The 24,028-nt window shown below is 64.5% G+C and carries 26 protein-coding genes and 1 tRNA gene; 12 read left to right on the plus strand and 15 right to left on the minus strand.

The genetic code is table 11. The annotated features are described in order from the left end of the window. Positions 1-96 precede the first annotated feature (96 nt). Complete coding sequence (locus ACN4E0_RS06655; protein ID WP_419566732.1) at positions 97-990, minus strand: hydrogen peroxide-inducible genes activator; 894 nt, start codon at positions 988-990, stop codon at positions 97-99. 91 nt (positions 991-1,081) lie between these two features. On the opposite strand from ACN4E0_RS06655, the gene ACN4E0_RS06660 reads away from it, so the two are divergent. The 4 genes from ACN4E0_RS06660 (at position 1,082) to ACN4E0_RS06675 (ending at position 4,273) form a co-directional block, all read left to right on the plus strand. Continuing rightward, entirely contained in the window at positions 1,082-1,288 is a 207-nt protein-coding gene (locus ACN4E0_RS06660; protein ID WP_370032386.1) for a YdcH family protein, read from the plus strand. A gap of 72 nt (positions 1,289-1,360) precedes the next feature. After that, positions 1,361-2,551, plus strand: coding sequence for a Na+/H+ antiporter NhaA (gene nhaA, locus ACN4E0_RS06665; protein WP_419566733.1), 1,191 nt, complete (start codon positions 1,361-1,363; stop codon positions 2,549-2,551). Then, a complete protein-coding gene (locus ACN4E0_RS06670; RefSeq protein WP_419566734.1) occupies positions 2,548-3,528 on the plus strand; it encodes a calcium/sodium antiporter in 981 nt (326 codons plus the stop codon). Before nhaA ends, ACN4E0_RS06670 begins: the two co-directional genes overlap by 4 nt. Before the next feature lie 16 nt (positions 3,529-3,544). After that, the gene (locus tag ACN4E0_RS06675; RefSeq protein ID WP_419566735.1) at positions 3,545-4,273 is read left to right on the plus strand and encodes a carbonic anhydrase; all 729 of its coding nucleotides are present in this window, start codon (positions 3,545-3,547) and stop codon (positions 4,271-4,273) included. 790 nt (positions 4,274-5,063) lie between these two features. On the opposite strand, the gene pgsA is transcribed toward ACN4E0_RS06675, so the two are convergent. Next, the gene (pgsA, locus tag ACN4E0_RS06680; RefSeq protein ID WP_419566736.1) at positions 5,064-5,657 is read right to left on the minus strand and encodes a CDP-diacylglycerol--glycerol-3-phosphate 3-phosphatidyltransferase; all 594 of its coding nucleotides are present in this window, start codon (positions 5,655-5,657) and stop codon (positions 5,064-5,066) included. A 114-nt stretch (positions 5,658-5,771) separates the two neighbouring features. Between pgsA and ACN4E0_RS06685 the strand changes: the two genes are divergently transcribed. Next, entirely contained in the window at positions 5,772-7,109 is a 1,338-nt protein-coding gene (locus ACN4E0_RS06685) for an MFS transporter (RefSeq protein ID WP_419566737.1), read from the plus strand. Between the two features lie 3 nt (positions 7,110-7,112). Here the strand turns inward: ACN4E0_RS06685 and ACN4E0_RS06690 are convergent, their stop codons facing one another. Beyond that, entirely contained in the window at positions 7,113-7,331 is a 219-nt protein-coding gene (locus tag ACN4E0_RS06690) for a hypothetical protein (protein WP_419566738.1), read from the minus strand. Positions 7,332-7,445: 114 nt separating this feature from the next. Between ACN4E0_RS06690 and ACN4E0_RS06695 the strand changes: the two genes are divergently transcribed. After that, on the plus strand, positions 7,446-9,113 hold the full coding sequence (locus ACN4E0_RS06695) for a thiamine pyrophosphate-dependent enzyme (protein WP_419566739.1): 1,668 nt from the start codon (positions 7,446-7,448) through the stop codon (positions 9,111-9,113). 71 nt (positions 9,114-9,184) lie between these two features. Here ACN4E0_RS06695 and ACN4E0_RS06700 read toward each other — a convergent pair whose 3' ends face one another. Both ACN4E0_RS06700 and ACN4E0_RS06705 read right to left on the minus strand, forming a co-directional pair. After that, a complete protein-coding gene (locus tag ACN4E0_RS06700; RefSeq protein WP_419566740.1) occupies positions 9,185-9,367 on the minus strand; it encodes a CsbD family protein in 183 nt (60 codons plus the stop codon). A gap of 116 nt (positions 9,368-9,483) precedes the next feature. Continuing rightward, on the minus strand, positions 9,484-9,891 hold the full coding sequence (locus ACN4E0_RS06705) for an EVE domain-containing protein (protein WP_419566741.1): 408 nt from the start codon (positions 9,889-9,891) through the stop codon (positions 9,484-9,486). A gap of 147 nt (positions 9,892-10,038) precedes the next feature. On the opposite strand from ACN4E0_RS06705, the gene ACN4E0_RS06710 reads away from it, so the two are divergent. From ACN4E0_RS06710 to ACN4E0_RS06735, 6 genes are all read left to right on the plus strand, one after another. Next, positions 10,039-11,730 (plus strand): putative bifunctional diguanylate cyclase/phosphodiesterase, encoded by a 1,692-nt coding sequence (locus ACN4E0_RS06710; protein WP_419566742.1) that lies wholly within the window; start codon positions 10,039-10,041, stop codon positions 11,728-11,730. A 47-nt stretch (positions 11,731-11,777) separates the two neighbouring features. Further along, complete coding sequence (gene dapF / locus ACN4E0_RS06715; RefSeq protein ID WP_419566743.1) at positions 11,778-12,587, plus strand: diaminopimelate epimerase; 810 nt, start codon at positions 11,778-11,780, stop codon at positions 12,585-12,587. After that, positions 12,584-13,756 carry a MiaB/RimO family radical SAM methylthiotransferase gene (locus ACN4E0_RS06720; protein WP_419566744.1) on the plus strand — a complete coding sequence of 391 codons (1,173 nt, stop codon included), beginning with the start codon at positions 12,584-12,586 and terminating at the stop codon, positions 13,754-13,756. Before dapF ends, ACN4E0_RS06720 begins: the two co-directional genes overlap by 4 nt. After that, the gene (gene ftsY, locus ACN4E0_RS06725) at positions 13,753-14,679 is read left to right on the plus strand and encodes a signal recognition particle-docking protein FtsY (protein WP_419566745.1); all 927 of its coding nucleotides are present in this window, start codon (positions 13,753-13,755) and stop codon (positions 14,677-14,679) included. Before ACN4E0_RS06720 ends, ftsY begins: the two co-directional genes overlap by 4 nt. Positions 14,680-14,806: 127 nt before the next feature. Continuing rightward, positions 14,807-15,457 carry an inner membrane-spanning protein YciB gene (locus tag ACN4E0_RS06730; RefSeq protein ID WP_419566746.1) on the plus strand — a complete coding sequence of 217 codons (651 nt, stop codon included), beginning with the start codon at positions 14,807-14,809 and terminating at the stop codon, positions 15,455-15,457. Between the two features lie 133 nt (positions 15,458-15,590). Continuing rightward, on the plus strand, positions 15,591-15,857 hold the full coding sequence (locus tag ACN4E0_RS06735; protein WP_419566747.1) for a hypothetical protein: 267 nt from the start codon (positions 15,591-15,593) through the stop codon (positions 15,855-15,857). Here ACN4E0_RS06735 and ACN4E0_RS06740 read toward each other — a convergent pair. From ACN4E0_RS06740 to ACN4E0_RS06785, 10 genes are all read right to left on the minus strand, one after another. After that, positions 15,854-17,800, minus strand: coding sequence for a potassium transporter Kup (locus tag ACN4E0_RS06740; RefSeq protein ID WP_419566748.1), 1,947 nt, complete (start codon positions 17,798-17,800; stop codon positions 15,854-15,856). The two genes, ACN4E0_RS06735 and ACN4E0_RS06740, sit on opposite strands and share 4 nt — an antisense overlap. 104 nt (positions 17,801-17,904) lie before the next feature. Then, positions 17,905-18,555 (minus strand): tetratricopeptide repeat protein, encoded by a 651-nt coding sequence (locus ACN4E0_RS06745; protein ID WP_419566749.1) that lies wholly within the window; start codon positions 18,553-18,555, stop codon positions 17,905-17,907. After that, the gene (locus ACN4E0_RS06750) at positions 18,552-18,959 is read right to left on the minus strand and encodes a cytochrome c-type biogenesis protein (RefSeq protein ID WP_419566750.1); all 408 of its coding nucleotides are present in this window, start codon (positions 18,957-18,959) and stop codon (positions 18,552-18,554) included. Before ACN4E0_RS06750 ends, ACN4E0_RS06745 begins: the two co-directional genes overlap by 4 nt. After that, positions 18,956-19,480: a redoxin family protein gene (locus ACN4E0_RS06755; protein ID WP_419566751.1), complete on the minus strand. Its 525-nt coding sequence runs from the start codon at positions 19,478-19,480 to the stop codon at positions 18,956-18,958. Before ACN4E0_RS06755 ends, ACN4E0_RS06750 begins: the two co-directional genes overlap by 4 nt. Beyond that, positions 19,477-21,432 (minus strand): heme lyase CcmF/NrfE family subunit, encoded by a 1,956-nt coding sequence (locus tag ACN4E0_RS06760; protein WP_419566752.1) that lies wholly within the window; start codon positions 21,430-21,432, stop codon positions 19,477-19,479. The genes ACN4E0_RS06755 and ACN4E0_RS06760 overlap by 4 nt, the downstream gene beginning before the upstream one ends. Further along, positions 21,429-21,899 carry a cytochrome c maturation protein CcmE gene (gene ccmE, locus ACN4E0_RS06765; protein ID WP_419566753.1) on the minus strand — a complete coding sequence of 157 codons (471 nt, stop codon included), beginning with the start codon at positions 21,897-21,899 and terminating at the stop codon, positions 21,429-21,431. Before ccmE ends, ACN4E0_RS06760 begins: the two co-directional genes overlap by 4 nt. Next, a complete protein-coding gene (locus ACN4E0_RS06770) occupies positions 21,896-22,036 on the minus strand; it encodes a hypothetical protein (protein ID WP_419566754.1) in 141 nt (46 codons plus the stop codon). The genes ccmE and ACN4E0_RS06770 overlap by 4 nt, the downstream gene beginning before the upstream one ends. Further along, on the minus strand, positions 22,036-22,758 hold the full coding sequence (ccmC, locus tag ACN4E0_RS06775) for a heme ABC transporter permease CcmC (RefSeq protein WP_419566755.1): 723 nt from the start codon (positions 22,756-22,758) through the stop codon (positions 22,036-22,038). Before ccmC ends, ACN4E0_RS06770 begins: the two co-directional genes overlap by 1 nt. Positions 22,759-22,818: 60 nt before the next feature. Further along, complete coding sequence (locus ACN4E0_RS06780; RefSeq protein WP_419566756.1) at positions 22,819-23,883, minus strand: Leu/Phe/Val dehydrogenase; 1,065 nt, start codon at positions 23,881-23,883, stop codon at positions 22,819-22,821. A 54-nt stretch (positions 23,884-23,937) separates the two neighbouring features. After that, positions 23,938-24,014: transfer RNA gene (locus tag ACN4E0_RS06785), tRNA-His, on the minus strand. Positions 24,015-24,028: the final 14 nt, after the last annotated feature.

The following is a 24,028-nucleotide window of genomic DNA, read 5'->3' on the forward strand; positions in this document are numbered from 1 at the left end:
TCTCGGGCGATTAGCCTTCAAACTACCTCCTCTGGGTGCGGTCCGACCGGTTTCCGTTTCCGTTTGCCCACCTCTGGCTGATTGCAGGCAGTCCGCCTAGCGTCGGCCTTCGCCAGCAATCACGTCGGCGACTTCGGCGTATAGGTCAGCATAGGCGGCGCTTGTGCGCCAGGCGGCAGCAATACTGCGATGGGTTTGCCAGCCTGCAGGCTCTGCGATCCGGACGACGTCAAGCCCCCCAGCTTCCGAACTGACATAAAGTTGGGGCAGGAGAGCAAGGCCCACGCCTGAGCCCACCATCTGCTGAAGTGCATCAAGGCTGGTGCCTTCATAATCGGCCAGTATCGTTGCTCCCAGATCCTCACAGATGCTGGCCAACTGGCGATGATAGTGATGCCGATGATCGAGGGTCAGGAATGTGCGACCGGCAAAATCCTTGCGTTGCAAGCTCCTTATGCCCAGCAGCGGGTCATCCGGCGGTACGATGATCCGCAGCGGTTCGCGGAACAACGGTTCGATATGAAGGCCCTTTCCGTCAATGGGCGTAGGAGAAAGAAGCATATCCAGCTCGCCTGCCGCCAGTTCCGCCTGCTGCAGAACGGGGATCCCTTCGCGTATGAAAAGGCGCAGATCGGGATAACGCTTGTGCAGAATCTTGATGACCCGCGGCATGAGATAGGGGCCGAGCGTCGGTGTAACTCCAAACCTGATCGCCCCGGCAGGCCGGGCTGCAAGCTGATCGGCCGCATCGCGGAAATTGCGCGCGGAAGACAAGACCGCCCGTGCCTGCACCAGCAACTCGCGACCACTGGGCGTCAGTTGCATCCCCCTCGGCACGCGCTCGAACAATCTCAGCTCAAGCCGCTCTTCGAGTGAGCGCAGCTGTTGGCTAAGGGCTGGCTGGGTCAGGCCGAGCGTCGTGGCTGCTTCGCCCATATTGCCGATCTCGGCAAGTTTCACGAAAATCTCGATCTGTCGCAACGTGGGCATTAGAATATCTTATCAAAAAGTGGCAGAAAGTCGAATTGGATTATGATGCAACTCTTCCGCATATCCTCATCACCCCATCAAGGAGCGAGTGATGACAACGACATCCGCCGACGAGAAGATCATGATCCCCTATTTGCGCAAGTTGATGCGTGAGCACCGCGCGCTGAATCGCTTGATTGACACCACTAAGTCAGCCGGGGCGCGAGAAGATGTGAAGGCAATGAAGCGCCTTCGTTTGCGCCTGAAGGACAAGATCGCCGCACTTCAGCGTCACTATTACGGACGAAGCTTCGCATAGCTGCGCGACCAGGCGGCGGTTCGGATCGCCCCTCCCAATTTCCCGTTTCCGGATCGTCGCCAACCTATTCCCATGATCCAGCCCACTCCCAAGGAACGCCGGCGCGCGTTCATAGCCAGCGAGAGCGCAGGCGGCATCGTTTTGATCCTTGCCGCTGCAATCGCGCTGGCTATCGCCAATTCGCAGCTGCTCCCGCATTATAAGGCTCTGCTTGATACGCCGGTGCTGTTCAGCGCCGGAAACCTCATCTCGATCGACAAGCCTTTGCTGCTGTGGATCAACGACGGGTTGATGGCGCTGTTCTTCTTCCTCATCGGGCTCGAGGTAAAGCGCGAGATCGTGACTGGTCGGCTACGAAGCTGGAAGCAAGCTTCGCTGCCGGTCTATGCGGCGCTTGGCGGAATGATCGTGCCCGCACTCATTTTCGTTTCGCTCAATACCAGTTCGCCGGAAAACATCCGTGGCTGGGCCATACCTGCGGCGACAGACATCGCCTTTGCGCTCGGACTGTTGGCTCTGTTGGGCTCGCGCGTGCCAGTGGCCCTGAAAGCCTTGCTGCTGGCCATAGCGATCATTGACGATATTGGCGCCATCGCCATCATTGCGCTGTTCTATACCGAAAATATGAACCTTGCGGCGCTCGGCCTCGCTATCGTGCCGGCTGTCGGGATGCTGCTGTTCAACCGTGCGGGTGTAGCGCGGACCATTCCCTATTTCCTGTTCGGCGCCTTTATGTGGATCTGCATACTCAAATCGGGCGTTCACGCGACGCTGGCCGGTGTCATCACAGCTATGTTCGTCCCCATCGCGACGGGCGATGAGCGCCCGCTGGAGCGGCTCGAACATGCATTGCACCCGTGGGTAGCATTCCTGATCCTGCCGGTTTTTGCCTTTGCCAATGCTGGCGTGTCATTCGCCGGTGCGGGCTTCGATGCTCTGTTCGCGCCTTTGTCGCTCGGCATTGCAGCGGGACTTGTAATCGGCAAGCAGGTAGGCGTCTTTGGCGCTTGCTGGTTTGCTGCGAAAACCGGGCTTGCTTCCCTGCCAGATGGCGTGAGCTGGAGGCATATCTTTGGCCTTGCCTGCCTTGCGGGTATCGGGTTCACGATGAGCCTGTTCATAGGCGGGCTCGCCTTTGTCGATCCGGGACAGACCGACGCAGTTAAATTGGGCGTCCTGAGCGGTTCCCTTGTCTCGGCTCTACTCGGAATGACGGTGCTGGGCATTTCTTCATCCCGACATGACGAGGGCATGGCATCATGATCCTGGCCATTTGTCTGGTCATTGCCGGGCTGGTCCTCCTCGTCATTGGCGGGGAGCTGCTGGTGCGCGGTGCGGTGGGGCTCGCCGAAAAGGCGGGCGTCAGCGCGCTGGTAATCGGGCTCGTCATTGTCGGGTTCGGCACCTCGATGCCCGAGCTGGTGACGAGCGTAGAAGCGGCATGGGCCGGATCGCCGGCCATTGCCTGGGGCAATATCGTCGGCTCCAACATTGCCAACAGCCTGCTGATACTTGGTGCTGCTGCGCTGGTTGCACCAATAGCAATCTCGTCCGCCAATCGTTGGCGCGATCCCGGCGTGGCGGTCGGCGCAAGCGCTGTCTTGCTGGTGCTCGTGGCCACGGGCTTTGGCAACGCAATCGTTGGCGTGGCCCTGATAAGCTGCCTCCTTTGCTATATCGCCTGGTGCTACCATGAGGAGCGCCTTGTCGCGCCGGATATGATCCACAACGCCCCGTACGACCGTGGGCAGGCACTGGAACTGACGGACCCAGGTTTACACGCGAAGAACGGAGGCTGGACCAGGCCGGCATTGCTAACCCTTGTCGGTCTGGCTGTGCTGATTGGCGGTGGCAGACTTCTGGTCACGGGCGCGATCGAGCTGGCGCGTATCGCCGGGCTCACTGAAACCATGATCGGCCTGACCATCGTGGCAGTCGGCACCTCGTTGCCCGAACTGGTCACATCCATCGTCGCAGCCCGCAAGGGAGAGGCCGAAGTCGCCTTCGGCAATGTCGTCGGTTCCAACATCTACAATATTCTCGGCATTGGCGGCGCAACCATGTTGCTGGCACCCGGAGCTGTTCCGGCAAATCTCTTGCCCCTGGACATCGGACTACTGCTGGCGAGTGCGCTCGGGATTCTGTTGCTGGCGTTCCTTCGCAGCGTGACCCGACTACCTGCGCTCGCCCTACTCGCCGCCTACGCCGCATATCTCAGTTTTCTGATCCTCAACGCTTGATCCAAAGGAGTTTGTCATGATGTCTCGACGTAATGTTCTGGCTGGCGCCGCCGCCGTGGGAGGAGCCCTGACTGCCGGTACTGGCGCTGCGGCAGCGCAATCGCCAAGGCCCGTTCGTTTGGCGCCCGTCGTCGACGGCAAGACCACGCTCTCGCCTGACGAGGCGCTGGACCTGCTGATCGAAGGCAATCAGAATTTCCTCAATGACGTTCCGACGGCCCCGCCGATTGGCCGGGAACGCAGGCTGGAGATCGCCCAGGGTCAGGCGCCGTTCGCGGCTTATGTCACCTGTTCCGACAGTCGCGTCTCGCCGGAGATACTCTTCGGCCGTGGTCTGGGCGAATTGTTCATCATCCGTAACGCCGGTAACACCGTTGATACGGTGGCTCTGGGCTCAATAGAATATGCGGTTGCCGAACTGGGCGTGCCCCTGATCGTCGTGATGGGACACGAAGCCTGCGGTGCGGTTAAGGCCGCCAAAGCTGTGGTGGATGAAAACGCCACGTTCCCCGGCAGTATCGGACGCATGATTGAGCCGATCATACCTGCCGTTCTCGAAGTGCGCGGTCGCGACGGCGATATGCTCGACCATGCAATCCATGCCAACGTCTCGCGTGTGGTCAAACAGTTGCGCACTTCCACCGATCCGCTGCTGCTCGACCCGCAGGAAAGCGGCAAGCTTAAGGTCGTGGGGGCTCACTACGATCTCGATACAGGCGCTGTTGATTTCTTTGACCGTCCCTGATGCCCTCGTGGATGTCCGGATTGGGCATTTTTCTGGTCAGGACCGGACATTCCGCAAACGGCCCACGTTTTGCCGGTCAGCTGCACGCCTTCGCCTGACCAGCTTCAGGCGCGGCACATTTGCAACTGGCGACGAAGATGGTGTGACTAGTTACCATCACCGCCGAGCGTTCTATCGACCAGCCAGAGATAAAAAACGTGAGCCGCAACGAACACACCGCCTAGCATGAGGGCGGACGGCAGCAGCATGCCTTCTTGGCCTGGTCTCGGTGTAAGCGTCATCGCGCCAACCGAAAGCAGCACGAGCGCACAGATCCCGAGGCTCGGAATAAAAGCGAGAGCGAAAGCGCGGGGGGCAGACTTGGTAACTGTCTCGGAAAGTGGCGCTGACCGGCTTATCATCCATTGCATCGGCAACCTCTGCTCTTTCCTAAAACGAGCATTTGCGCGAATAGACAATCCCGCTAATATAAGCGCAAATACGGCAGATATGATTACAACGGCTACGGTCACGAGCGCCACCTTCCAGGGTCAGAGTAGCACATCGTTTTGAGTCCGCTAGTGGGGTCGGTCATCGAAGGGCAGCTTTTCGCATTCTGAATGCTGAAAGCCGACAGTCTACCTGCGACCCAATCTCCGACATTTCCTACATCGGGCGGGTGCGCTAGGGTTCCGCCCGCTCTTTCTCGCCATCAGACCAGCCGAATTCCCTCCCTTTCGGGTCCCCGGTTTTTCTGCGCCTGAACGGTGTAACACCCGGTCCATGTCTACAGACTGGCCGAGGGCGAATCCTAATCCATGTGCTTGAGGCCGACGCGCAGGTAGTCCCAGCCGGTGATCGCCGTCAGCACCGCCGCGGCCCAGAGCGTGGTGAGGCCCACGGTGTGCGGGACATTGGCCTCGATCGCGCCGAATAGGGTGGTCCATTGCGGCATCCCCTCGCCCAGGATGAGCGAGCCCAGCGCGACCATCTGGAAGGTCGTCTTCCACTTGGCGAGCTTGGACACCGGGACCGAGACCTGCAGCGGGCCGAGGAATTCGCGCAGGCCCGAAACGGCGATCTCGCGCATCAGGATGATCAGCCCGGCGATGACATGGGCATCGCCGACATAGGGGCCGGTCAGCACGCCCTGCGCCGCGAGCACCAGGATCACCGCGGCGACCATGATCTTGTCGGCGATCGGGTCGAGGAAGATGCCGAGCTTCGACACCGTCCCGCTCGATCGCGCGAGATAGCCGTCGAAATAGTCGGTAATGCCCATCAGGCAGTAGAGCACGAAGGCGAGCAGGTAGCCCGCATCCCAGCCCGGCCACCACAGGAAATAGGCCAGCAGCGGGATCGCGAAAATGCGCGACAGCGTGAGGGTGTTGGGCAGGGTCAGCATGCTGGCCGCATGCCTAGCGGCAATCGCCCCGTCGCAAAAGCCGTCGATTGCCCTTGTCCGCCATGGCGATGGCACTAGACTCGGACACGAGAATGGGTTTCTGCCCGGGGGGTCATGCTTACATCGATGCACTTGCTGCGCACGAGGCGGTTCTTGCCGCTGTTCGTCACGCAGCTGTTCAACGCGTTCAACGACAATCTCTACAAGACCACGATGGTCCTGTTCGTGGTCTACGCGGTCTATAACGACGAGAGCACGGAGGCGGCGTTCAGCGGCCTCGCCTCGGGCCTGTTCATCCTGCCCTTCTTCATCCTCTCCGCGCTGGCGGGCCAGCTCGCCGACATGCGCGACAAGGCGAAGATCATCCGCATCATCAAGCTGTGCGAGATCGGCATCATGGCCATCGGCGCGGTCGGGCTGACACTGGCGTGGAAGGGGATCGGGGTGCACGGCTTCGCGATCCCGCTGCTGCTCGTCGCGCTCTTTGCGATGGGGGTGCATTCGACCTTCTTCGGGCCGATCAAATACGCGATCCTGCCGCAGCACCTCGAAAAGGACGAGGTGCTCGCCGGCACCGGCTGGGTCGAGGCCGGCACCTATATCGCCATCCTCGCGGGCACGATCCTCGCCGGGCCGCTGGCGGTCGAGCATACCGGATGGGCCACGGTGGGGATCCTGGTGACCGCCTGTATCGGCTATCTCGTCAGCCGCCAGGTGCCGCCCGCCCCGCCGCTGGGCGAGCCGGAAAAGCTCGACTGGCATATCCTCCGCGCCTCGGTGAAGCTGGTGCGCGACACGATGCAAAATGCGGAGGTCTATTACGCCATCCTCGCGATCAGCTTCTTCTGGACCATCGGCGCGGTGCTGTTCATCCAGTTCCCCCCGCTGGCGAAGAACACGATCATGGCCAGCCCCGAGGTGGCGAGCCTGTTCCTCGTGGTCTTCTCGGTCGGGGTGGCGATCGGCTCCGTTGCGGTCAACGCGCTGCTCAAGGGGCGCGTTTCGGCGCGCTATTCGCCGATCTCGGTGATCGTCATGGGGCTGTTCGTGTTCGCCTTCTACGTCGTCGCCAAGATGTGGGAGGCGGACCAGCCGACCAGCCTGCTGAGCGTCAGCGAGTTCATCGCCTGGCCGATGGCGGCGGTGTTGCTGCTGTGCCTGCTGGGCATCTCGATATCGGGCGGCATGTTCGTGGTGCCGCTCTACGCCTTCCTCACCACGCGGGTCTCTCCGGACAAGGCCTCGCGCACGATCGCGGCGAACAATATCGTCAATTCGGGGGCCATGGTCGGCGGATCGCTGGCCGCGATGGCGCTGAGCGCGGCAGGCGTCCCGATCACCGAGCAGCTGCTGCTCTGCGCCGCCATGTGCCTGGTCTCGGCCTGGCTCGCGCGCCGACTGATCGCCGCGGAAAACGCCGCTGCGGACCTCGCCGCAGCCGCCGGGGCGTGACTGCTAGATGATGAAGGCCAGAACCGCCGCCAGCGTCGCGAAATAGGTCGTCGCCACGCCGCGCACATCCGCGGTGGTCAGGCGCCAGTCGAACGCGGCGCCCGCAGGCCAGTCGATCGCCCTGGTCGCAGGAATATCCGCGAAAGCACTGCGGCGCTGGGGCAGGCTGGCGCGAAACCAGTGGCGGGCGGATTCGTCGGTCAGGACCAGGGCGCGTCTCATGCCCTCACGTTAACGCTTTTTTAACCTTTGGCTATCCTCACCCAAAGAACCTGTCCCCGATTGGGACGGATCAGCGCGATTGCACCACCCGATCAGCCGGGCTAACCGCGGCTCATGACAGCGCCCGACACGCCCCAAGCCGCCCAGCTCCTCATCGACTGCCTGATCGAACAGGGCTGCGACCGCATCTTCACAGTTCCCGGCGAAAGCTTTCTGCAAGTGCTCGACGGGCTCGCCCAGCAGGACGCGATCGAGGTGGTCACCTGCCGGCAGGAAGGCGGCGTCGGCTTCATGGCCGGTGCCGACGGGACGATGACCGGCCGGCCGGGCGTGGCTTTCGTCACGCGCGGGCCCGGCGCCACCAATGCGAGCATCGGCGTGCATGTCGCGATGCAGGATTCGCAGCCGATGATCCTCTTCGTCGGCGACGTCGACAGCGAGATGCGCGACCGCGAAGGCTTCCAGGAAGTCGATTTCGCCGCCTTCTTCACACCGATCGCCAAATGGGCCGCGCGGATCGATTCGGCCGACCGCATCCCGGAATATGTCGCCCGCGCCTATGCCACCGCGATTTCTGGCCGCCCGGGACCGGTCGTGCTCGCCCTGCCCGAAGACATGCTCAGCCGCGAGACTGCCGCCACCCCGCGCCCGCGCGTCGAACGGCCCGCACAGGCGCCCTGCCCCGACGCGATGCAGGCGATGATGGCACTGATCGCCGACGCCGCCGCACCGATCGCGATCATTGGCGGCGCTGGCTGGAATGCCAAGGCCCGCGCACATTTCCAGCTCTTCGCCGAACGGCTCGGCCTACCCGTCGCGACCGCCTTCCGACGGCAGGATGCGATCTCGAGTTCAAGCAAGGTTTACGCCGGGAACCTCGGCTACGGCCCCAATCCCAAGCTGGTCGAGCGGGTCAAGCAGGCGGACCTGATCCTGGCGGTGGGCGCAAGGCTGGGGGAAGCGACCACCGATGGCTACACCGTCCCGCCCCTGACTGCGCCCGACCGCAAGCTGATCCACGTCCATCCCGACCCCGACGAACTCAATCGCGTCTATCCCGCCGATCTCGCGATCTGCGCGAGCATGGACGAGTTCGCCGAGAGCGCCGCACTGTGGGACGATGACGAGGTCCTCGATTTCGATGCGGGTCACGAGGCGCATGCCGAATGGGAGAGCTGGGCCACGGCGCATCCCAACGGTCACGCGCTCGACATGGGACAAGCCGTGCAGTTCATGCGAGACACGCTGCCCGGCGACACGATCATCTGCAACGGCGCGGGCAATTTTTCCGGCTGGTGGCATCGTTACTGGCGCTACGAGGGTCATCCTACTCAGCTCGCCCCTACCTGCGGCGGGATGGGCTATGGCGTTCCCGCGGCGGTCGCGGCGGCTCTGCGCCACCCGGAACGCGTGGTGGTCGCGGTGGCCGGCGACGGCGACTTCCTGATGAACGGGCAGGAACTGGCGACCGCAGTCCAGCACGGTGCCAATCTGATCGTGATCGTCGTCGACAATTCCGCCTACGGCACGATCCGCATGCATCAGGAACGCGAATTCCCGGGCGAGGAGCGGATCAGCGCGACCCGCCTGGTGAACCCCGATTTCGCCGCGCTGGCTGCGGCTTTCGGCGGGTGGTCGGCGCGGGCAGCAACCAACGAGCAATTCGAGGAAGCGCTGGTAGAAGCGCAGGGACGCAGCGGCCTGCGCCTGATCCACTGTACCATCGATATCGAGCAGCTCGCCGCGAGCGGTGCCAGCGTCAGCGGGCTACGCGACCGATAGCAGCGCATACGAAAAGGCCGCCTCTCACGGGAGAGACGGCCCTTCGTCGCTGTGACAGCGCCTGGCTTGCGTCAGACGTCGTTGCCGAGCGCACCTTCGATTTCGCCCTTGAGCTGCTGGGCTTCGCCCTTGCGCTCCTGACGCTCGCCATCGCGTTCGAGACGCTCGTTGTCGGTCATGTCGCCAACCGCCTGCTTGGTGTTGCCGGCCGCTTCGTTGGCATTGCCTTTGATCTTTTCGCTAAGTTCGCCCATGGGATGTCTCCTCTTCTTGAACACGCAGATTATTGCGTGGTTACAGGGATATAACCGACCGTTGCGCGATTGTGTTCCGATGATAGCGATCAAGCGAGGGCGGCTTGCGACGAAGGTCAGATACCCGCCATCGAGCAGATCACCGACCACTCGTCGGGCGTGATCTCGGCCACCGACAGGCGGGACAGCTTGACCAGTTCGCAATCGGCCAGCTTGGGTTCGGCCTTGATCTGCTTCAGCGTGACCGGATGCGGCACCTTCGTCCTCGGCTTGACCTTGACTGCCGCCCACTTGCCCTCGGGATCGGTCGGGTCGGTGATCCCCGCCACACTCACCTCGCAGATGCCGACGATCTCCAGCCCCTCGCGCGAATGATAGAAGAAGGCCTGGTCACCCACCTCCATCGCAGCGAGATTGTTCTTCGCGCGGTGGTTGCGCACGCCATCCCAGGTACCCTCGCCTTCGGCGACGAGATCGTCCCAGCTGTATTTGAAGGGTTCGGATTTCATCAGCCAGTAACGCATCGGGGACCTTTCTCCGTCAAGCAGCCCAGGATGATGCGCGCCTAGCCGCTAGCCGGTGCAGTGACCACCCCAAGGGACCCGCGGTTAACCTGTTTTTAGGCGTCACGGACTAAGCCGGATGCGCAAAGAGCAACCCAGGGGGCGGGATTGACCGCGAATAGTGCCAAGACCCACCGACGCCGAAGCGATCGCCCGAGCCGGAAGGTCGGGGCGCGCGAGCGCGATATAACCACGCTGGGGATCGCCTTTGCCGCGATCATCCTGTTCGTCGGCACGGCGGGTGTGGTCTTGCCCAACCTGCTCAAGGCATGGAACGGCGAGGGCGCCTCGCCCGATGCCGCGCTCACCAATGCCCTGCTTCTCAACATCGCGCTGATCCTGCTCGGCTGGCACCGATACAAGGCGCTGACCGAGGAACTCGTCAAGCGTCGTGCATCGGAAGCCGAAGCGCGCCGCCTGGCCGATATCGACCACCTCACCGGTTGCCACAACCGCCGCAGCTTCACCGCCGCGCTGGGCGATTTGCTGGTCGATCTCGAGCGCCGCGAACAGGCGCTGGCGGCGATCGCCGTCGACCTGGATAATTTCAAGCAGGTCAACGATTTGCATGGCCACCAGGCCGGCGACGAGGTGCTGCGAGTCACTTCCGCACGCATCCAGCGCCTGCTGCCCGACGGAGGAATCCTCGCGCGCCTGGGCGGCGACGAATTCGTCTGCGTGGTGCCTTATCACCCGCAGGTCCCCGACCGTGTCGACCAACTCGCCGCGCGGATGATCGAGCACGTCGCGCGTCCGGTCGAGTATGCCGAGGCGCCGGTCGATGTGACCATGTCGATCGGCATCGCGTCGAGCACGCAGATGGACGACATGCGCGATGGCACGGCCTCGGCACAAAAGCTGATGCACAAGGCGGATATCGCCATGTATCACGCCAAGAAGCAGGGCAAGAACCGCTTCTACTGGTTCGAGCCGCAGATGGAAAACGAACTGCGCTTCCGCAACGAGCTCGAGGCGGGCATCCGTCGCGGCATCGCGGCCGGCGAGTTCCGCCCCTATTACGAACAGCAGATCGACATCGAAACCGGCGACCTGGTCGGCTTCGAAATGCTTGCCCGCTGGGAATCGCCCGAAATGGGCGTGGTCGGCCCGGATATCTTCATCCCCATTGCCGAAGAGATCGGCGTCATCAGCGAAATGAGCGAAGCCCTGATTGCCCAGGCTTTCGAGGATGCCAAGCAATGGGATTCGGATCTCAGCCTCTCGGTCAACATCTCTCCGATCCAGATGCGCGACCCGTGGTTCGCCCAGAAACTGCTCAAGCTGCTGGTGCGCCACAACTTTCCGGCCAACCGGCTCGACATCGAGATCACCGAAAGCTGCCTTCACGAAAACGTCGGCATGGTCCGCACGATGATCAGCAGCCTGCGCAACCAGGGGGTGCGGGTCAGCCTCGACGATTTCGGGACCGGCTATTCGAGCCTGTCGCAACTGCGCAGCCTGCCCTTCGACCGGCTGAAGATCGACCGCGCCTTCATCGCCGAACTCAAGCAGGAAGAGCACGGTGCGAAACTCGTCGATGCGATCCTCACGATGAGCGATGGTCTGAACCTGCCGGTTACCGCCGAAGGCATCGAGAACGAGCTCGTGCTCGAAACGCTCAAGCGGATGGGCAAGATGAAGGGCCAGGGGTATCACTATGGCCGCCCCGAACCCGCCGAGCTCGTGCTCGAACGGCTGGCTCGCCAGAACCTGCTGGCCAAGGACAAGCTCGATAATGTCACCGAGGTCGACTTCACCGCGCATGACAATCGCCACGGCGGGGGCAAACGCGCGGGCTGATACAGCACTGGACGCTGCGCCGACGAGTGCATAGATGCGGCGGCGCAATGCGCGTCGATTTCACCAAGATGCATGGATTGGGCAACGACTTCGTCGTGCTCGACGCGCGCACGCGCGCATTGCCCCTCATCGATCCGGCCATTGCCCGGGCTCTGGCCGACCGGCGCACCGGGATCGGCTGCGACCAGCTGATCGTCCTCGAACCCAGCGATACGGCCGACTTCCGCATGCGGATATTCAATCACGACGGTGGCGAAGTGGGCGCCTGCGGCAATGCCAGCCGCGCCGTCGCTCTCCTGCATGGCTCGGCCGCAAGCGTCGAGACCGCGGGCGGCACGATCCGCGTCGAACCTGCGGGCGACGGTGCCAGCGTCGACATGGGAGAGCCGCGGTTCGAGTGGGACGCGATCCCCCTCGCCTACGGCATGGACACCGCCGTCATGCCGGTCGGCTGGGACGGACTCGACCATCCGGGCGCGGTCAATGTCGGCAACCCGCATGTTATCTTCTTCGTCGCGGACACCGATACCGTACCGCTCGACACGATCGGACCGGAGATCGAGAACGACCCGCTCTTTCCCGAGCGGGTGAACGTGAATGTCGCCACGATCGAGAGCCGCACGCATATCCGCCTGCGCGTCTGGGAGCGCGGCGCAGGTCTGACACGCGCCTGCGGAACCGGAGCCTGCGCCACCGCCGTCCATGCCATGCGCCGCGGACTGGTCGAACGCGAGGTACGCGTGACCCTCCCCGGCGGCGACCTCGTCATCGGCTGGGGCGAAGACAATCGTATCGCCATGACCGGCCCCGCAACCGAGGCCTTTCGCGGCAGCTTCGACTGGAGCGATTTCGCGTGAGCGAGGCCCAGGTCATCTCGCTCGGCTGCCGGCTCAATATTTCCGAGAGCGAGCAAATCCGCGCCATGCTGACGCAGGAGCGCGACCTCGTGGTGGTCAACAGCTGCGCGGTAACCGGCGAGGCGGTGCGCCAGACGCGTCAGGCGATTCGCCGCGCACGCCGGGCCCATCCCGATGCGCGGCTGCTCGTGACCGGCTGCGCCGCCGATATCGAGCGCGACCAGCTCGCCGCCATGCCCGAGGTCGACGGCCTCGTAGCCAATACCGCCAAGTTGGACGCGCGCGCCTGGAACGTGCCTGCGGCCGCTCCCGCACCGCAAAACCGCACCCGGGCGTTCATCGCGGTGCAGAACGGCTGCGACCATGCCTGCACCTTCTGCGTCATCCCGCAGGGCCGCGGACGCAGCAGGTCGCTGACCGTGGCCGAGGTATTGGCCGAGGTCGAATGCCATCTCGACCACGGAGCGCCCGAAGTGGTCATGACGGGCGTAGATGTGACCTCATGGGGTCACGATTTACCGGATACGCCGCCGCTGGGCGAACTGGTGCACGCCGTGCTCCAGACCTTTCCCCAGCTGCAGCGCCTCCGTATGTCCTCGCTCGACGGAATCGAGATCGACCCGCTGCTGTTCGAACTCTTCGCGCACGAACAGCGGCTTATGCCGCATCTCCATCTCTCGTTACAGCACGGCCACGACCTCATCCTGAAGCGCATGAAGCGGCGGCACCTTCGCCGCGATGCGGTAGACCTCGTAACGCGTCTCGCGGATCGTCGCCCCGATCTAGCTGTGGGAGCGGACCTGATCGCCGGCTTCCCTACCGAAACCGCGGAGCATCACGCGGCCAACCTTGCGATCATCCGCGAGCTCAACATCGTCCACGGCCATATCTTCCCCTATTCGCCCCGCCCCGGCACGCCCGCCGCTCGGATGCCGCAGGTTGCGCGCGAAACGGTCAAGCGCCGTGCCGCCGAATTGCGCGCGGTCGTCGGCGCGACGCGCGACGAGTGGCTGGCGTCGCTGGTCGATAAGCCGCACAGCGTCCTCGCCGAACGCGACGGGACGGGCTACACGCCGCACTTCGCCCGCGTCGCCGTGCCCGAGGGGACACCGGCAGGCACCATCGTCTCCCTGACGCCGACCGCATTCGAGAATGGCCTTCTGCAATGAGTGACAAGCAAAGCTGGACCGACCGGCTGTTCGGAGGGTTTCGCAAGACCTCCGAGAAACTGACGAGCAATCTCACCGAGGTGGTCGGCACCGCGAAGCTCGACGATGCGACGCTCGACGATGTCGAGGACGCGCTGATCCTGTCGGACCTCGGGCCGCGTGCCGCCGCGCGGATCCGCGAGAAGCTGCGCGACAAGCGCTTCGGGCTCGAGATCACCGAACGCGAACTCAAGGAAGCCGTGGCCGATGAGATCGCCGCGATCCTCCGCCCGGTGGCCAGGCCGCTCGAAATCACGGCTTTCCCGCGACCGCAGGTGCTACTGGTCATCGGGGTCAACGGCAGCGGCAAGACCACCACCATCGCCAAGCTCGCGCATCTCTTCCAGGAAGACGACTACGCGGTGATGCTCGCCGCGGGCGACACCTTTCGCGCCGCGGCGATCGGCCAACTGCAGACCTGGGCCGACCGCGTGGGCGTACCGCTCGTGCGTGGCCCCGAGGGGGGCGACCCGGCGAGCATCGTCTTCGACGCGGTCAAGCAGGCGACCGAGGTGGGCACCGACGTGCTGATCGTCGACACCGCCGGGCGCCTGCAGAACAAGCGCGAGCTGATGGACGAGCTGGCCAAGATCCGGAAGGTCCTCGGCCGTCTCAATCCCGAAGCGCCGCACGACGTCGTGCTGGTGCTCGATGCCACCAACGGCCAGAACGCCCTCGCGCAGATCGACGTGTTCAAGGAAGTCGCCGGCGTTACCGGGCTCGTGATGACCAAGCTCGACGGCACGGCGCGCGGCGGTGTGCTGGTGCAGGCGGCGGAGCAATACGGCCTGCCGATCCACGCGATCGGCGTCGGCGAGAAGATCGACGACCTGCGCCCCTTCGACCCCGACCTCGTGGCCCGCGTGATCGCGGGGGTGGCGTGAGCTTCATCTCGCAGTCATTGCGAGGAGTCGAAGGCGACGCGGCAATCCATCACGCCGCGCTTGCCGACAGAACCGAAGATGGGTTGCCGAGAGGCTGCGCCGCTCGCAATGACTGATTGAGAGAGCGATGAGCGAACCAGAAACCAAGCCCAAGCCGAAGTCCGGCTGGCTCAACATCCTCGTCGATTACGGACCGCTGCTGGTCTTCCTCGGCGTCTACAAGTTCTACCAGCCGCCCGAGACCTCGACCTTCGGCGAGATCGCCGCGGTGATCTACGGCACGATCGCCTTCATGATCGCGGCCGTCGCGGCTCTGGTCTTCAGCAAGATCAAGTTCGGCCATGTCAGCCCGATGCTGATCCTCTCGACCGCGCTGATCGTCGGCTTCGGCGGGCTGACGATCTGGCTGCAGGACGAGCGTTTCATCCAGATCAAGCCCACCGCGATATACCTGCTGTTCGGCACCCTGCTGCTGGGCGGCTGGCTGCGCGGCAAGGCACTGCTCCAGGTCCTGCTCGAGGCGGCCTTCGAAGGAGTCGATCGGGAGGGCTGGCTCAAGCTGTCGCGCAACTGGGGCCTGTTCTTCTTCGCGCTGGCCGCGCTCAACGAGGTGATGCGCGCGCAGCTCGGCTTCGAGGACTGGCTCTGGGCCAAGCTCTGGGTCTTCATGCCGCTCAGCTTCCTCTTCACCTTCACCCAGATCCCCATGCTGCTTCGCCACGGCCTCGCGCTCGATGATCAGGACGAGGTGGTGAAGGACGAGCCGCCCACGGCTTGATCCAGTGAAAGGGGACGCAGCTGATCTTTCAGGTCGTTGGGACGGGGAGTACAGCTACCCGGACCACCTCGGCCCGGTTACCCCCTTTGTCGCCACGATAGTCGATCACTCTGGCCATCTGTCTGGTTCGATCATGGAGCCCAATACCGTTGCCGCCGGGATGCTGGAGGCTCGGATTGCCGGGGCGCGCAACGGTGTCGGGGTGGATTTTACGAAAACATATGGCCCCGGCGGGCATTCAGACTACGCCAATCCCGTCGACTATGTCGGCACGATTTCCGGTGATGGCAATCTCATACGAGGCAGATGGAGCATCCTCGAAATCGACGGCACATTCGAGATGCGTCGCGACCTCGAGGTCCAAAAGGTAAGCGACGTCGAAGCCGAAGTGTCAGCCTAAATCTCGACCTGGCTCCCCAGCTCGACGACGCGATTGGTCGGCAGCCGGAAGAAATCCATCGCGGTGGCCGCGTTGCGCAGCATCCACGAGAAGATCTTCTCCCGCCAGATAGGCATGCCGGGCTTGTCGCTCGCGAGCAGCGTCTGGCGGCTGAGGAAGAAGCTGGTGTGCATCATGTCGAAGTCACCGCCACAGCGCGACATCTGCTTGAGTCCCAGCGGTACATTGGTTTCCTCCATGAAACCGTAGTGCAGCACGGCACGGTAGAAGCCGTCGCCGAGGTCGTGGATCTCGCAGCGCTTGTCCCCATCGACATAGGGCGTATCGGCGATCAGCACGGTCAGGATCACTACGCGTTCGTGGAGTACCTTGTTGTGCTTGATGTTGTGCAGCAGGGCGGAGGGCACGCCGGCGGTCTGGCTGGCCATGAAGATCGCCGTTCCCGGCACGCGGGTGGCCGAGTTCTTGGCGCTCTTGGCGAAGATCTCGATCGGCAGCGCGGTCTCGCTCATGCGGTCGCGCATCAGCTTGCGCCCGCGCGCCCAGGTCGTCAGCAGGGTGAAGGCGATCAGGCCGATCAGCAGCGGGAACCAGCCACCGTCGGGCACCTTGACCAGATTGGCCGCAAAATAGGCACCATCGACGATCAGGAAGAACAGCACCACCGGAAGCGCGAGGAACCACTTCCATTTCCACACGCCGACGAACAGCACGCCCATCAGCAGTGTGTCGATCGTCACCGCGCCGGTCACCGCGATGCCGTAGGCGGCGGCGAGGCTCGACGAATTCTGGAATGTTAGCACCAGCAGGATCACCGCCACCATCAACGCCCAGTTGACCACCGGAATGTAAATCTGACCGGCTTCGGTTTCGCTGGTGTGGCTGATCGTCAGGCGCGGCATGAAGCCCAACTGCATCGCCTGGTGGGTGATGCTGAACGCGCCCGAGATCACCGCCTGGCTGGCGATGAAGGTCGCCATCGTCGCGAGGATGACCAGCGGCAGGCGGAATTCCTCGGAAGCGAGCAGGAAGAAGGGATTGCGCACCACTTCGGCCGCCTGTTCGGCCGGCAGGCCGGCGATCATCGCGCCCTGGCCGAAATAGTTGAGCAACAGGCACGGCATGACGAAGCCGAACCACGACAGGCGCATCGGCCCGCGTCCGAAATGGCCCATGTCCGAATAGAGCGCTTCGGAACCGGTCACCGCGAGGACCACCGCGCCGAGCGCGAAGAAGGCGATCGCCCCGTCGGTGATGAAGAACTGGACCGCGTACCAGGGGTTGAGCGCCCACAGGATGTCGGGATTGTGGGCGATCTGGTTGAGCCCGAGCCCGGCGATGGTGACGAAATAGACGATCATCACCGGCGCAAACAACGCGCCGACCTTGGCCGTGCCGCGGCTCTGGATGAAGAACAGGAAGATCAGCAGAACCAGCGCAATCGGAATCACCAGGGGATCCAGCCCCGGATTGACCACGGTCAGGCCCTCGACTGCCGACAACACGGAGATGGCAGGCGTGATCATGCTGTCGCCGTAGAACAGCGAGGTTGCGAAGACCCCGAGAAGAACCACCAGCCAGCCATAGCTCGAACGGCCTATGTGGCGGCTGAGCAGCGCGACCAGCGCGAGACTGCCCCCCTGCCCCTTGTTGTCGGCCCGCATCAGGATGGTGACATATTGCAGCGCCACCACGATGAGCATCGACCAGAAGATCAGGCTCACCACGCCCAGCACGTGCATCCTGTCGATCGCGATGCTCGCGGTCCCGGCGAAGGTTTCGCGGAATGCGTAGAGCGGGCTGGTACCGATATCGCCGAAAACGATGCCGATGGCGCCGACAGCAAGTGCGGTACGCGACCCGCTGTTGCCGTGGCCACCATGCGAATCCGCCGGCGGAATGCCGTCGTTGAGCGGGGGCGGCGCGGGTTGGGTATCAGTCATGCGGGATTGGGTTCCGACAGCATCGTGTCACTAGGCCTGTGTGGCGAAGTCGCGGCGATTAGCAGCATGCCCGCCCGCTCGCAACACGCCGCATGTTCAGACGCCTAATCCTCGTCCGGCGATGGTGACGGTGCGATCCCCAAGATCGCTTCCAGCCGTTCGAGTCGCGTTGCCAGAGTGGCCCGCCATTCCGCATCGTCGGGCGCCTCCTTGAGCAGTTCGCGCCACAGGGCCAGCGTCTTGCCCGGCTCGCCTGCGCGCAGGAAGGCCATGCCCAGGAAATAGGTCGGTGCAGGATTGCTCGGATCGATCTTCTCGGCCTGCGAATAAGCGTAGAGCGCGGCGGCAGTGAGTTGGCCATCGGCATGTTCGACCAACGCATTGCCCAGCGCCAGCCAGGCTTCGCTGTCGTTCGGGTTTTCCTCGACCGCATTGCGCAGGAAATTGGCCGCCTGTTCGTGCTGTCCTCGCCGGGTGAACGCATCGGCCGTGACTACGAAGCGCGAGGGCATCGCACCGGAGGGATAGAACTCGCGCCGTGCCGAAACGAGCAGTTCGCCGGTATCGGCATCGTCCTGCGACGCCGGAGCGGCCGGGGCCCCGGCCATGCCCGGGTGTCCCTGCAAGGCATAGCCGGTGAGACCGAACAGCAGCGCGGATCCGAACAGCGTCCACAGGGTTCGCGGCAGTTTGAGCACGACGACGGCCAGCGCAAAGGCCAGCACTGCCAGAAGGAGGACAGGCAGCCAGCTCATCCGCGCCTCCGGAAGCGGCGCAGCAGCAACAGGCCGGCTACCAGCACCAGCAGCAGCGGCACTGCGAAGAGGGGCCAGGTGGTCGCGCTCACCTCGGGCTTGTAGCTGACGTAGTCGCCATAGCGCTGCATCAGCCAGGCGCGGATCGCCTCGGGGTCCTCGCCCGCGGCAATGCGGAGCCGGACCTGGTGCCGCATGTCGCCTGCCATCGGCGCATCGCTGTCGGCGATCGACTGCGACTGGCACTTGAGGCAGCGCAGCGTTTCCATCAGCTCCTGCGCCTTCGCTTCCTGCGCCGGATCATCGAGCTGGCGATAGGCATAGGGCGCGGGCGGCATGTTCTGCTGGGCTGCTAGCGGGAGCGAGAGCGCCAGGACCAGCGAGGCGATGAGAGCGCGGATCATCGGGCCTCCTCCAGCTTTTCGAGCAGCATCGGCACGTCCTCCGCGCGAATATCCCCGATATGCTGGTAGCGGATCACGCCCTTGCCATCGATGACGAAGGTTTCGGGCACGCCCGAGGACCCGATGCCGAGTTGCACTTCGGAGAGGTCGTCGCGCCCGATGCGAGCATAGGGATTGCCGTTCTGAGCCAGGAAGCGCGCGACGTCGGGAGGCCGGTCGCGAATCGCGATGCCAACGATCTCCGCGCCCTGCCGCTTCAGGCTTTCGAGCTGCGGCGCCTCGGCGATGCAGGGCAGGCACCAACTCGCCCAGATGTTGAGCAGGCGCGGCTTGCCGTCGGCGAAATTCGCGCTCGCAGCGCCATCGACACTCTCGATCGCCGGCGGAAGATCGAAATAGGGCAGCCTCTGTCCGATCATGCCGCTTTCGACGAACTCGTCCTTGGGCTGCGTCAGCTGATAGGCCGCGAGCCCGAGGAAGCCCGCGAAGGCCAGCAGGGGAAGCCACAGGCGCCAGCTCATGCGAGCGCCTCGCGCTCGGCGCGCCGTTCGGCGATGCGCGCGGCCAGCCGACGATTCCTGAGGTCGGTCAGCAACCGGCCGAGCAGCGCGAGCACGCCACCCAGCGCGACGAGGAGGCCGCCCAGCCAGATCAGCGGGACGAAGGGCTTCCACCACAGCCGCAGCTGCCAGCGTCCATCGGGCGCGCGGTCGCCGATCACCGCATAGAGCTGGCCGTTCCAGCGCGTGACGAGCGCGCTCTCTGTGGTCTGTTGCGGCGGGGCCCAGAAATTGCGCGCCTGGGGGGCCACGGTGGTCGGCGTTCCGCCGTCATAGCTCACTGCCATGCGGCCCTGCAGCGCGGTCCAGTTGGGGCCGGCCACGGGTTCGACCGCCTCCAGCACGACCGTCCACGGCCCGACAGTGGTGCCGTCACCCTCGCCCACAGCGGCCAGCCGCTCGACCGAGAAGGCGCTCTCGCTCGCCATTCCCAGCAGCGCCACCGCAATGCCGAAATGCGCGACGACCATCCCCCAGGTGGCCAGCGGCGTGCGCGCCAGCCTGCGCCCGCGCAGCGGCATCAGGCTGGCGATTGCGAGACCGAAACCGAGTGCGAGGCCAAGCAGTGGCAGCAGCGCGATCTCGACCAGCAGGCCGAACAGCAGCAGCGCCGCCAGCACCAGCGCGGCGAACAGCGCGGCCTCCTTGCCGATCCGCTCGGGCCGGTCCTGCCGCCAGCGCAGCAGCGGGCCGACTGCCATGACCAGCAGCATGGGTACCGCGAATATCGCCCCCACCGGGTTGAAATAGGGCGGCCCGACCGACACGCGCACGTCGAAAGCCTCGGTCAGCAGCGGGTAGAGCGTGCCGAGCAACACGATCGCGAGGATCGCGCTGAGCATGACGTTGTTGAACACCAGCGCGCCCTCGCGGCTGGCGATGGCGAAGCGCGCGCCCTCGCTGATCGTGCTGGCACGCAGCGCGAAGAGCAGCAGCGCACCGCCGATGAACAGGCTGAGCAGGCCGAGGATGAAGGTCCCGCGTTCGGGATCGACGGCGAAGGCATGGACGCTGGTGAGGATGCCCGAACGCACGAGGAAGGTACCGACCATGCTCATCGAGAAGGCTACCACGCCGAGCATGATCGTCCAGGTGCGCAGAGCGTCACGGCTGGCTAGCACGCTGACCGAATGGAGCAGCGCGGTCGCGGCGAGCCAAGGCATGAGGCTGGCGTTTTCGACCGGGTCCCAGAACCACCAGCCGCCCCAGCCGAGCTCGTAATAGGCCCAATAGCTGCCCGCGGTGATACCCACCGTCAGCAGCACCCAGGCGCCGAGCACCCATGGCCGCATCGCGCGGGCGAATTCGGGGGTCACCTGCCGCGTCAGGAGGGCACCCACCGCGAAGCTGAAGGCAACCGAGAGGCCGACATAGCCGAGATAGAGCGTCGGCGGGTGGAAGGCGAGGCCGATGTCCTGCAGCAGCGGGTTGAGGCCCATGCCTTCGGCCGCGGGTACGGGCAAGCGCTCGAACGGATTCGAACTCAGCAGGAGGAAGGCATAGAATCCGAGCGAGACAACACCCTGCGCGGCGAGCGTCGCGTTCATCGTCCTCTCGGGCAGGCGGCGCTCGGCCGCAGCTATCAGCGCTCCGGCGAGCCCCATGACCATGACCCACAGCAGCATCGAGCCTTCGTGATTGCCCCAGGCGCCCGCGATCTTGAAGATCAGCGGCTTCATCGAATGCGAATTGGCCGCGACCAGCTTCACCGAGAGATCGGTCACCGCGAACAGCCAGACCAGCGCGGCGAAGGACAGCGTCACCAGCACGCCCTGCACCATTGCCGCCGGGCGGATCAGCTTCGCCAGCTCGGTGGGGCCTTCCACCCGCAGCGTCATGAAACCCGCAGCCATCTGCATCGCGGCGAGCGCGGCGGCGAGCCACAGGGCAGCAAGACCGAGTTCGGCGATCATTCGATGCCGACCGTCGTTTCCTCGGCCATCTTCGCGGCCTGGTGCTCGTCCATCTCCTGCAGTTCGCGGGGGACGTAGTTCTCGTCATGCTTGGCGAGGAGCGTATCCGCGACGAAGGTTCCGTCGGGCCCGAGGCGCCCCTCCGCCACCACGCCCGAGCCCTCGACGAAGAGGTCGGGCGCGATCCCGCTGAAGCGCACCGGCACCCGCGAGCCCTCGTTGCCGGTCACCGCGAAGGTGAGCGTCACCCCGTCCGGTGCCGTTTCGAGCGAGCCTTGCTCGACCATGCCGCCGAGGCGCACCGCCTGTCCGACAGCCGGCGGGTCCGAAAGCATCTGCTCGGGCAGGTAGAAATAGCTCGCCTGGTTGCGCAACGCATAGGCGGCGAGCAGTCCCGCCCCGACCAGCGCGAGCAGCGCCAGTGCGACGAGCACGAGCCGTTGGTGCTTGGGTTTCCACGCGTTCATTTGCGCCTGCTCTCCTCGCGACGCCTTTCAGCCCGCTTCATGTCGATCCAGGCCCAGGCGACCATGCCGAGCGTCCCGACGATGCCCACGGCATAGGCGGCGATGACGAAATTCCACTGGTCGAGCGCTTCGCGCATCACGCGGCCTCCATCGCGCGGCGCCGCAAGCGCGCCTCGGCCTGGATATCGGCGAGCAGCGCGCGCATGCGCGCCAGCACGACGCCGCCGAACAACAGCGAGAAGCCGAGCACGGCCACCATCAGCGGCACGAGGAACTGCGCGTCGATCGCACTCTTGCCCATGGTGATGCTGGGCGGCTGGTGGAGTGAATTCCACCACACCACGCTGCGATTGATGATCGGGATGTTGATCGCGCCCAGCAAGCCGAAGATCGCCGGAATACGCGGCGAGACGCCCTCGCGTTCGGCGGCCTGCGCCAGCGCGATATAGGCGAGGTAGAGGAAGGCGAGCACCAGCATGCTGGTCAGTCGCCCGTCCCACACCCACCAGGTTCCCCAGGTCGGGCGCCCCCATATCGATCCGGTGGCGAGGCAGATGACGGTGAAGACAAAGCCGGGCACCGCCGCTGCGCGCGCGGCCAGCGCCGCCAGCGGATGGCGCCAGACGAGGAAGACGAGGCTGGAAATGGCGATCGCGCTCCACCCGCCCATGCCGAGCCAGGCGGTCGGGACATGAAGGAAGAGGATCCGGACCGTCTCGCCCATCAGGCGGTCGGGGGCGACGCGGAACAGGCCCCAAAGCAGCGCGCCCGCGCTCACCAGCAGCCCACTGCCGAGCAGCAGCGGTGTCAGCCAGTTTGCGAGCGACAGGAAGCGCTTGGGATTGGCGAAGCCATGCATCGATTTATACCGTCCAGCCCCGCTTTGGCAGCGCTCTCCCGGTGTCGCAAGGGCGCAGTTCTAGCGGCCGATGAGTTCCTGCGCCATGCGATCGGCAACCTGGTCGGGCGAAGCGCCGGTCTTGTCGCTTTCCTGCCAGATCTGCTCGAGCCGGCCGGGGATCAGCGCGATCCGCTTGCGGACCTCGTTGATGTCGCATGGTGCCTGATCGTTGCGGCACAGATATTCGAGCGTCACCGAGATGATTCCGCCCGCGTTGATCACGTAATCGGGTGCGTAGAGTATTCCGCGCTTGGCCAGCATCGGCCCGTGTTCGGGGCGCTTCAACTGGTTGTTCGCGCCACCGGCCACGATCTGGCAGTCGAGCCGGGCAATGCCCTCGTCGTCGAGGATCGCACCGAGCGCATTGGGGCTGAAGACGTCGCAGGCGACCGACATGATCGTATCGGGCGCAGCGGTATCCGTGCCGAGTTCGGCGGCGAGCGCCTCTGCCCGGTCCATGTGGATGTCCGAAAGGGTCAGCTTCGCGCCGTCGCGGGCCAGCAGACGAGCGACGCCGCCACCGACGCTGCCCGTGCCCTGCAGCGCGACATGGACGCCTGCGACGCTGTCCTTGCCCAGCTTGTGCTGCACCGCGGCCTTGATGCCGAGGAAGATGCCGAGCGCAGTGAACGGGCCCGGATCGCCACCGGCAGCGTCCTCGCCCTCGACCGGCAGGCCCGAGACGAATTGCGTCCGCTGCGCCACCGCAGCCATGTCGGCTTCCGAGATCCCTACGTCCTCGGCCGTCACGTAGCGACCGCCCAGTGCATCGACCGCATCGGCGAAGGCGGCGAGCATTTCGGGCGTCTTCGCCTTGTCCTTGTCTGCAAGAATCACCGCCTTGCCGCCGCCCATCGGCAGGCCGGCCATGGCATTCTTGTAGCTCATCCCGCGCGACAGCCTCAGCGCATCGCGCATCGCGTCGGAGGGCTCGGCATAGTGCCAGAAGCGCGTACCGCCCGCACCGGGCCCGAGATGGGTCGAATGCAGCGCAATAATGGCGGTCAGACCGCTCTTTGCGTCTCGTACCACCTGAACCAGTTCATGGTCGTCGAAATCCGCTTCGGTCCAGAATGCCGTCATGCGTTGCGTGCCCCCAAAGAGCTGTGATGGACGGCGCTGAAAAGGGGGAGAAAATGGGGCGATCGACGGGGTTCGAACCCGCGACCTCCGGTACCACAAACCGGCGCTCTAACCAACTGAGCTACGATCGCCACATGCCCCCGGA

It is taken from the genome of Qipengyuania sp., from assembly GCF_048550555.1.
Taxonomy (GTDB): Bacteria; Pseudomonadota; Alphaproteobacteria; order Sphingomonadales; family Sphingomonadaceae; genus Qipengyuania.

What these genes read in the sequence shown, in the direction of transcription:
- ACN4E0_RS06655 (WP_419566732.1), bottom strand. Translation starts at nt 990, where the DNA reads ATGCCCACGTTGCGACAGATCGAGATTTTCGTGAAACTTGCCGAGATC.
- ACN4E0_RS06660 (WP_370032386.1), top strand. Translation starts at nt 1,082, where the DNA reads ATGACAACGACATCCGCCGACGAGAAGATCATGATCCCCTATTTGCGC.
- nhaA (WP_419566733.1), top strand. Translation starts at nt 1,361, where the DNA reads ATGATCCAGCCCACTCCCAAGGAACGCCGGCGCGCGTTCATAGCCAGC.
- ACN4E0_RS06670 (WP_419566734.1), top strand. Translation starts at nt 2,548, where the DNA reads ATGATCCTGGCCATTTGTCTGGTCATTGCCGGGCTGGTCCTCCTCGTC.
- ACN4E0_RS06675 (WP_419566735.1), top strand. Translation starts at nt 3,545, where the DNA reads ATGATGTCTCGACGTAATGTTCTGGCTGGCGCCGCCGCCGTGGGAGGA.
- pgsA (WP_419566736.1), bottom strand. Translation starts at nt 5,657, where the DNA reads ATGCTGACCCTGCCCAACACCCTCACGCTGTCGCGCATTTTCGCGATC.
- ACN4E0_RS06685 (WP_419566737.1), top strand. Translation starts at nt 5,772, where the DNA reads ATGCTTACATCGATGCACTTGCTGCGCACGAGGCGGTTCTTGCCGCTG.
- ACN4E0_RS06690 (WP_419566738.1), bottom strand. Translation starts at nt 7,331, where the DNA reads ATGAGACGCGCCCTGGTCCTGACCGACGAATCCGCCCGCCACTGGTTT.
- ACN4E0_RS06695 (WP_419566739.1), top strand. Translation starts at nt 7,446, where the DNA reads ATGACAGCGCCCGACACGCCCCAAGCCGCCCAGCTCCTCATCGACTGC.
- ACN4E0_RS06700 (WP_419566740.1), bottom strand. Translation starts at nt 9,367, where the DNA reads ATGGGCGAACTTAGCGAAAAGATCAAAGGCAATGCCAACGAAGCGGCC.
- ACN4E0_RS06705 (WP_419566741.1), bottom strand. Translation starts at nt 9,891, where the DNA reads ATGCGTTACTGGCTGATGAAATCCGAACCCTTCAAATACAGCTGGGAC.
- dapF (WP_419566743.1), top strand. Translation starts at nt 11,778, where the DNA reads ATGCGCGTCGATTTCACCAAGATGCATGGATTGGGCAACGACTTCGTC.
- ftsY (WP_419566745.1), top strand. Translation starts at nt 13,753, where the DNA reads ATGAGTGACAAGCAAAGCTGGACCGACCGGCTGTTCGGAGGGTTTCGC.
- ACN4E0_RS06730 (WP_419566746.1), top strand. Translation starts at nt 14,807, where the DNA reads ATGAGCGAACCAGAAACCAAGCCCAAGCCGAAGTCCGGCTGGCTCAAC.
- ACN4E0_RS06735 (WP_419566747.1), top strand. Translation starts at nt 15,591, where the DNA reads ATGGAGCCCAATACCGTTGCCGCCGGGATGCTGGAGGCTCGGATTGCC.
- ACN4E0_RS06740 (WP_419566748.1), bottom strand. Translation starts at nt 17,800, where the DNA reads ATGACTGATACCCAACCCGCGCCGCCCCCGCTCAACGACGGCATTCCG.
- ACN4E0_RS06745 (WP_419566749.1), bottom strand. Translation starts at nt 18,555, where the DNA reads ATGAGCTGGCTGCCTGTCCTCCTTCTGGCAGTGCTGGCCTTTGCGCTG.
- ACN4E0_RS06750 (WP_419566750.1), bottom strand. Translation starts at nt 18,959, where the DNA reads ATGATCCGCGCTCTCATCGCCTCGCTGGTCCTGGCGCTCTCGCTCCCG.
- ACN4E0_RS06755 (WP_419566751.1), bottom strand. Translation starts at nt 19,480, where the DNA reads ATGAGCTGGCGCCTGTGGCTTCCCCTGCTGGCCTTCGCGGGCTTCCTC.
- ACN4E0_RS06760 (WP_419566752.1), bottom strand. Translation starts at nt 21,432, where the DNA reads ATGATCGCCGAACTCGGTCTTGCTGCCCTGTGGCTCGCCGCCGCGCTC.
- ccmE (WP_419566753.1), bottom strand. Translation starts at nt 21,899, where the DNA reads ATGAACGCGTGGAAACCCAAGCACCAACGGCTCGTGCTCGTCGCACTG.
- ACN4E0_RS06770 (WP_419566754.1), bottom strand. Translation starts at nt 22,036, where the DNA reads ATGCGCGAAGCGCTCGACCAGTGGAATTTCGTCATCGCCGCCTATGCC.
- ccmC (WP_419566755.1), bottom strand. Translation starts at nt 22,758, where the DNA reads ATGCATGGCTTCGCCAATCCCAAGCGCTTCCTGTCGCTCGCAAACTGG.
- ACN4E0_RS06780 (WP_419566756.1), bottom strand. Translation starts at nt 23,883, where the DNA reads ATGACGGCATTCTGGACCGAAGCGGATTTCGACGACCATGAACTGGTT.